The 5,027-nt window shown below is 67.8% G+C and carries 7 protein-coding genes; 4 read left to right on the forward strand and 3 right to left on the reverse strand.

Annotation, left to right across the window (positions count from 1 at the left end):
* Positions 1 to 61: 61 nt before the first annotated feature.
* From Q0066_RS16430 to Q0066_RS16440, 3 genes are read right to left on the reverse strand one after another with little or no spacing between them, the layout of a single operon-like run.
* On the reverse strand, positions 62 to 364 hold the full coding sequence (locus Q0066_RS16430; RefSeq protein ID WP_298134965.1) for a transcriptional regulator: 303 nt from the start codon (positions 362 to 364) through the stop codon (positions 62 to 64).
* Positions 357 to 1,019, reverse strand: a complete 663-nt coding sequence (locus Q0066_RS16435; protein WP_298134967.1) for a hypothetical protein — start codon at positions 1,017 to 1,019, stop codon at positions 357 to 359. Before Q0066_RS16435 ends, Q0066_RS16430 begins: the two co-directional genes overlap by 8 nt.
* Positions 1,020 to 1,021: 2 nt before the next feature.
* A complete protein-coding gene (locus Q0066_RS16440) occupies positions 1,022 to 1,837 on the reverse strand; it encodes a type II CAAX endopeptidase family protein (RefSeq protein WP_298134970.1) in 816 nt (271 codons plus the stop codon).
* Positions 1,838 to 2,002: 165 nt separating this feature from the next.
* Here Q0066_RS16440 and Q0066_RS16445 point away from each other — a divergent pair, with 165 nt between their 5' ends.
* From Q0066_RS16445 to Q0066_RS16460, 4 genes are all read left to right on the forward strand, one after another.
* A complete protein-coding gene (locus Q0066_RS16445; protein WP_298134972.1) occupies positions 2,003 to 2,674 on the forward strand; it encodes a helix-turn-helix domain-containing protein in 672 nt (223 codons plus the stop codon).
* A gap of 62 nt (positions 2,675 to 2,736) precedes the next feature.
* Positions 2,737 to 3,318, forward strand: a complete 582-nt coding sequence (locus Q0066_RS16450) for a hypothetical protein (RefSeq protein WP_298134973.1) — start codon at positions 2,737 to 2,739, stop codon at positions 3,316 to 3,318.
* Between the two features lie 8 nt (positions 3,319 to 3,326).
* Positions 3,327 to 4,121 (forward strand): hypothetical protein, encoded by a 795-nt coding sequence (locus Q0066_RS16455; RefSeq protein WP_298134975.1) that lies wholly within the window; start codon positions 3,327 to 3,329, stop codon positions 4,119 to 4,121.
* A gap of 106 nt (positions 4,122 to 4,227) precedes the next feature.
* A partial coding sequence (locus Q0066_RS16460) for an exodeoxyribonuclease III (RefSeq protein ID WP_298134977.1) occupies positions 4,228 to 5,027 on the forward strand: 800 nt, incomplete at its 3' end.

Raw genomic sequence — 5,027 nt, forward strand, 5'->3', positions numbered from 1 at the left:
AGCGGCTGATCAAGGAAGCCGATTACGACTTCCCGGTTCAGTTCGCCAACTACCGCTGAGTTCAGGTCTGGGACGCGCCGCCGAGCAGCGTGCGTAGCTGCGCGGTGTAGTCCTCGAAGGCCCGCCGGCCGGTGGTGGTGAGCGCCAGGTAGGTGACCGGGATGCGGCCGCGGTGGGTCTTCTCGACGGCGACGTAGCCGGCGTCCTCCAGCTTCCTGGCATGGGTGGACAGGTTGCCGGCCGTCATTTCGAGCAGTTCCTGCAGCCGCGGGAAGGAGATCTGTTCGGTCGGTTCGAGGGTGGCCAGGGTGGCGACGATCCGCAGCCGCGCCTGGGCGTGGATGACCGGGTCGAGGTCAGCCATGCGTGGCCTCCGCCACACCGCGCCGGGCACGTCGGGACCACCACAGCGTCCAGACGGCAACGAGCAGGTAGGCGCCACCGCCGCCGATTGCGCAGACCAGGTAGTGGGTGGGCGGCGGGACGAGTGCCGCCACCGCGGCCACGACGATCGACCAGCCGCCGAGCAGCACCATCGGCTGGGCACGCCAGAGCAGGCCCGCCGCGACGTACATCACGCCGGAGAAGAGGATGAACGCCGACGGGTAGTAGATCCGCAGCAGGTCGGCCGGCATTCCCCGGGCCACCAGCGCCTGGCCGATCACCACCACCCCCAGGCTGCCCAGCCACCACAGGTTGCCGTACGCCATTCCGGTGAACGCGCTCTCCTTGCTCGGCCGCAGGCCGCGTCCGGAACGGATGCCGAGCACGGTGGACAGCGCACCGGCCGCCAGCAACAACCCGGCGAACAGGGGCGCGGCCACCTCGAAGGGCAGCACGAACCCGGCGGCGCCGCCGTCCGCGAGCCACAACCCGATGAACCCCACCGACCAGGCGACACCCCAGCCGAACAGGATGGCCGGAACGAATCTGCCGAGCTTGCCCTCGACCCTGCGCTGCTGGCTCTCCAGCAGCGCCAGCATCTCGGCCGGAGTCAGGGCCTCCTCGTCGTCAGCCATGATCAGCCTCCATTCGCGAGAAAGTACGGGATGGCCAGCGCCGGCAGCGTGAACACCAGATTCACCAGGCCATGGGCGAAGACGACCGGCATCAGCCGGCGCTGACGCAGATAGATCAGGCCCGAGCCGGCACCCCAGACGACGAACGCACAGGCCAGCGGCAGCACCGCGTCCGGAGTCGCGGCGTACCAGACGTGCTGCAGGCCGAACAGGACGGCCGAGCTGAGCACGGCCAGCGCGGTCGGTATCCGGCGGGCCAGCACACCCTGGCCGATGCCGCGGTAGACGAGTTCCTCGGTCGGCGCGTTCACGGGCGCGAAGGTGAGCACCGCAAGGATGCCGAGGATGGTCCAGGCCACCGGATTGAGCGTGGGCACGGCGGCCGGATCGAAGAAGACGGTCTGCATCCGCTCGAACATCTGGTCGCCGTGCTGCAGCCAGGTCACCAACATGATCGTGCCCGCGAACGGCAGATAGAGCACCAGTACCCAGAGCAGCCCTTGGAGTAGATCGGTCAGCAGCCGGCGCCGGTCGAATCCGAGGAGTTCTCGGATCGAGCTGCCGACCCGCTTGAGCAACCGGGCGACCAGGAACAGGCAGATCAGGTTCACCGGGAACATCGCGAGACTCGCCAGCAACGAGGGCGGCGGGAAGGCGATCCCTGGCTCTATCAGCTGGACGACGGCCCAGGTGATCACCGACGCAGCGGCCACCAATCCGATGCGCAGCAGCGGCAGGCCGACCGCCCACCCGGTGACGAGTGAGGACGTGATCTGCGCTCCGCTCGCTACCTTTCGGGGCCTCGTTGTCGTGCTCACAAACTACTTTGTACTTCAAAGTCTCTCGAGAATCAATGCCTGAAGCCTGGGATGAGTAGCACGAGTTGCGCTTGCTCAGCCAGCCGTCGACGCACTTTCCATTCCGCGTGGGTTCGCCGCGAGGTGTCTGCTGTGATAACCGGCGTGATCACCCCCCACGCTGGGTTGGCCGTCGGCCAGCCCAGGCCGGTCACGATCTTCGCTCCGGAAGCCGCCACCATCGGCGTTGCGCTGAGTGCTGCGCTCGGCCGTCGCGGATGGATCGCTGACTCGGCCACACTGACCGCGGATCTGTCGCCCGGCCCACCGCCCTTGATCCTGATTCTCGAGGACGACCGAGGCATCCCGGTCAGCACTCTGCCACTCGCCCGCCTGCCACCCTGCGTCGGCGTCGGCACCGTCCGATCCCATCGCTGGCTCATCGCGCTCGCCGAGCGCGGCTTTCCGGTGCTCGACCAGGCGGGTCCGTTTCTGCCCCTGGTCGCCGGAGTGGACGGCGCGCTGCGCGGCCTCGCGACGCACCGCCGGCCCCCGCCGCTGGTGATCACCCGGCTGCGCGAACGCGTCCGGGAGCATGTCGCGCTCGACCGCCTGACCTCGTCCGAACTGACGATCCTGCTGGCCATGATGGACGGCAACGCGGCCTCCGAGATAGCCGATGTCAGTCACCGTTCGATGAACACCGTCCGAACTCACATCAAGACGATTCTCGCGAAGCTCGGCGTATCGTCGCAGCTCGCCGCGGTCTCGATGGCGCATCGGTCGTGGGCCGTTCCCGATCAGGAAAGCCGGCGAGTGATGTTCACCAAATTTGGTGACGACGTTCCTGCATGGTGACTCCGACGATGGGAGCACACCCCCGGCGAGAAGCTCACTCGCCTCGAACAAAGGAGACATTCATGGCTCAGACCGTGAAGGAAGTCGTCAAGATCATCGCCCCGATCGCGCTTGAGGCGTTGGCCACGGCGGCCGAAGCACTGCTGGCCGGTGAGGCCGTCCAGGCGGTCGCCCGCACCCTGCCCACCGGACACGTCAAGGCCAACGGCGACGACCTCGGCGAGATCGTCGAGAAGGACACCTGGACCTACTGCGAGACCAACTTCGCCACCCAGTACGGCTACTACTACGCCGGAGAGACCTCGCAACCGACCAGCGGAGACCTGCCGGTCGCCGCCGGGGAGGACATCATCGTGTGGGAACAGCACAACGGCATCGAGAACATCCAGAGCTACTTGTCGACGGTGTTCAAGGACTCCATCAGCGATCCCGACTCGATCGAGATCTCCAAGAATCTGGGTGCACTCTTCCAGCAGCGCTTCGCCGAGGAGGCGCTGGACTGGACGCCGTTCTCGAAGCGCTTCAACTTCCGGGACAACCTGATCGTGGACACCTACATGGTCACGGCGTCCGCACACGACACCGACAACAACCCCGCGGGCGTGGCCAGCTACTGCTGGGTCGCCTACAACCACAAGGCCTGAGGCGCACCATGGCCTACGTGTATCGCGGCATGTGGTCGGTGCTCAACAGCGACCCCACCACGCCCCTTGTCGAGGCTCAGAACGCCAACGCCCTCGGCGTCCGGGCCGGCACGGACCCGAACCAGAAGCCGCCGCCCGACGTCATCACCTTCAGTGAGGCGGAGCAGGCCTGGGTCGGACCCCGGTCTCCGCAGCCCGCCGACAAGATCCAGGGGATGTCCGTCAGCAAGACGCCCTGCAACCTGCCGCCCCACCGGCGACCCAAGGGAGCGCCCTGGAACGGAACGAACGGCGGCAACGGCGGCAAGAACCCAAGCGTCATGTTCCGTCTCAACACCGACAGCCTTCCCCCTTCGCTGGCGTATCACGCTGATCCGGTGGCGGATGGCCCCTTCAAGGACCCGGACCACGGCGTGATCAGCGCCGCCAGAGTGATGACAGAGACCGACTATGAGAACGCTCTGGCCGGCACGGTGGCACTCTGGGAGAAGGCGCCGAACCCGGCGACGCCATGCACGGTCAGCACCCAGGTGTCGGCACAGGAGGGCTCCATGGAGGTCGACGCGCAACTGGGCTCGCTGCTTCAGCAGGTCGCGGCGGGCACCCACCCGCAGACGCTGATCAGCGCCTTGGTGGAAGCCAACGAGGGTGGCGTCAGCGGCGCCACCCTGGTCGCCTCCATCGAGCGAGCGGTGGACACGGCCGAGGAGGCGGGCAACGCCGACGGTGCCGAGGCGCTGCGCGGGGTACTGGACAGGATCTACGGCTACTGCGCCGCGTCCGCCCGGATCACGCTCCACTGACGACGCCGCACTGAATCCCTCCGGGGGTCGCCAGGGTTTCCCGCCCACGGCGACCCCCGGAGGGCATGCCGGGCGTAGCCGCTAGCGTGACCGGGTGAGTTCCACCCTGCGGATCGCCAGTGCCAACGTGAACGGAATCAGGGCGTGCGTACGCCGCGGCTTCGGGGAATGGCTGGCCCGACGCGAGCCGGACGTCGTCGCCGTCCAAGAGGTGCGCTGCCCACACGACGAACTGCCCGCCGACGCCTGGCCGGAGCATCGGCTCACCTACCACCCGGGACTGTTGGCCGGCCGCAACGGCGTCGGGGTGCTGAGCCGCTGGGCGCCGTCCGCGGTACGGATGGGCTTCGGCAACCGCGCCTTCGACCACGAAGGGCGCTATATCGAGGTCGATCTGGAGCCGCCGTCCGGACCGCTGCTCACCGTGGGCTCGCTGTACGTGCCGAAGGGGGCCTCCTGGGAGGGCCCGGACGCCGACCCTGAGAAGCACCAGCGGAAGATGCGCTTTCTCGCCTCGCTGGCGAGCTATCTCACCCGAGCCCGCCGACAGGCCGTCCGGGAGGGTCGCGAGTTCCTGGTGATGGGTGACTTCAACATCGCCCACACTCCGCTCGACCTGACCAACTGGCGCGCCAATCAGCGCAACTCGGGCTTCCTGCCCGACGAGCGGGCCTGGTTCGACCGAATGCTGACACCGCGGACCTTCGTGGACGTGATTCGGAGGCTGCACCCCGCTCAGCCCGGTCCGAACTCGTGGTGGACCTGGCGCGGCCAAGCATTCACCAAGGACACCGGCTGGCGCATCGACTACCACCTCGCGACGCCCGGGCTGGCTGCCGCTGCGATCAGTGGGGGCACCGATCGTGAGCCGAGCTACGAGCAGCGGATGAGCGACCACTCCCCTGT

It is taken from the genome of Micropruina sp. (genome assembly GCF_027492755.1).
Lineage (GTDB): Bacteria > Actinomycetota > Actinomycetes > Propionibacteriales > Propionibacteriaceae > Micropruina.

Bases quoted from the DNA above. Each gene is read 5' to 3' on its own strand.
- Q0066_RS16450 (WP_298134973.1), top strand. From the start codon at position 2,737: ATGGCTCAGACCGTGAAGGAAGTCGTCAAGATCATCGCCCCGATCGCG.
- Q0066_RS16435 (WP_298134967.1), bottom strand. From the start codon at position 1,019: ATGGCTGACGACGAGGAGGCCCTGACTCCGGCCGAGATGCTGGCGCTG.
- Q0066_RS16455 (WP_298134975.1), top strand. From the start codon at position 3,327: ATGGCCTACGTGTATCGCGGCATGTGGTCGGTGCTCAACAGCGACCCC.
- Q0066_RS16430 (WP_298134965.1), bottom strand. From the start codon at position 364: ATGGCTGACCTCGACCCGGTCATCCACGCCCAGGCGCGGCTGCGGATC.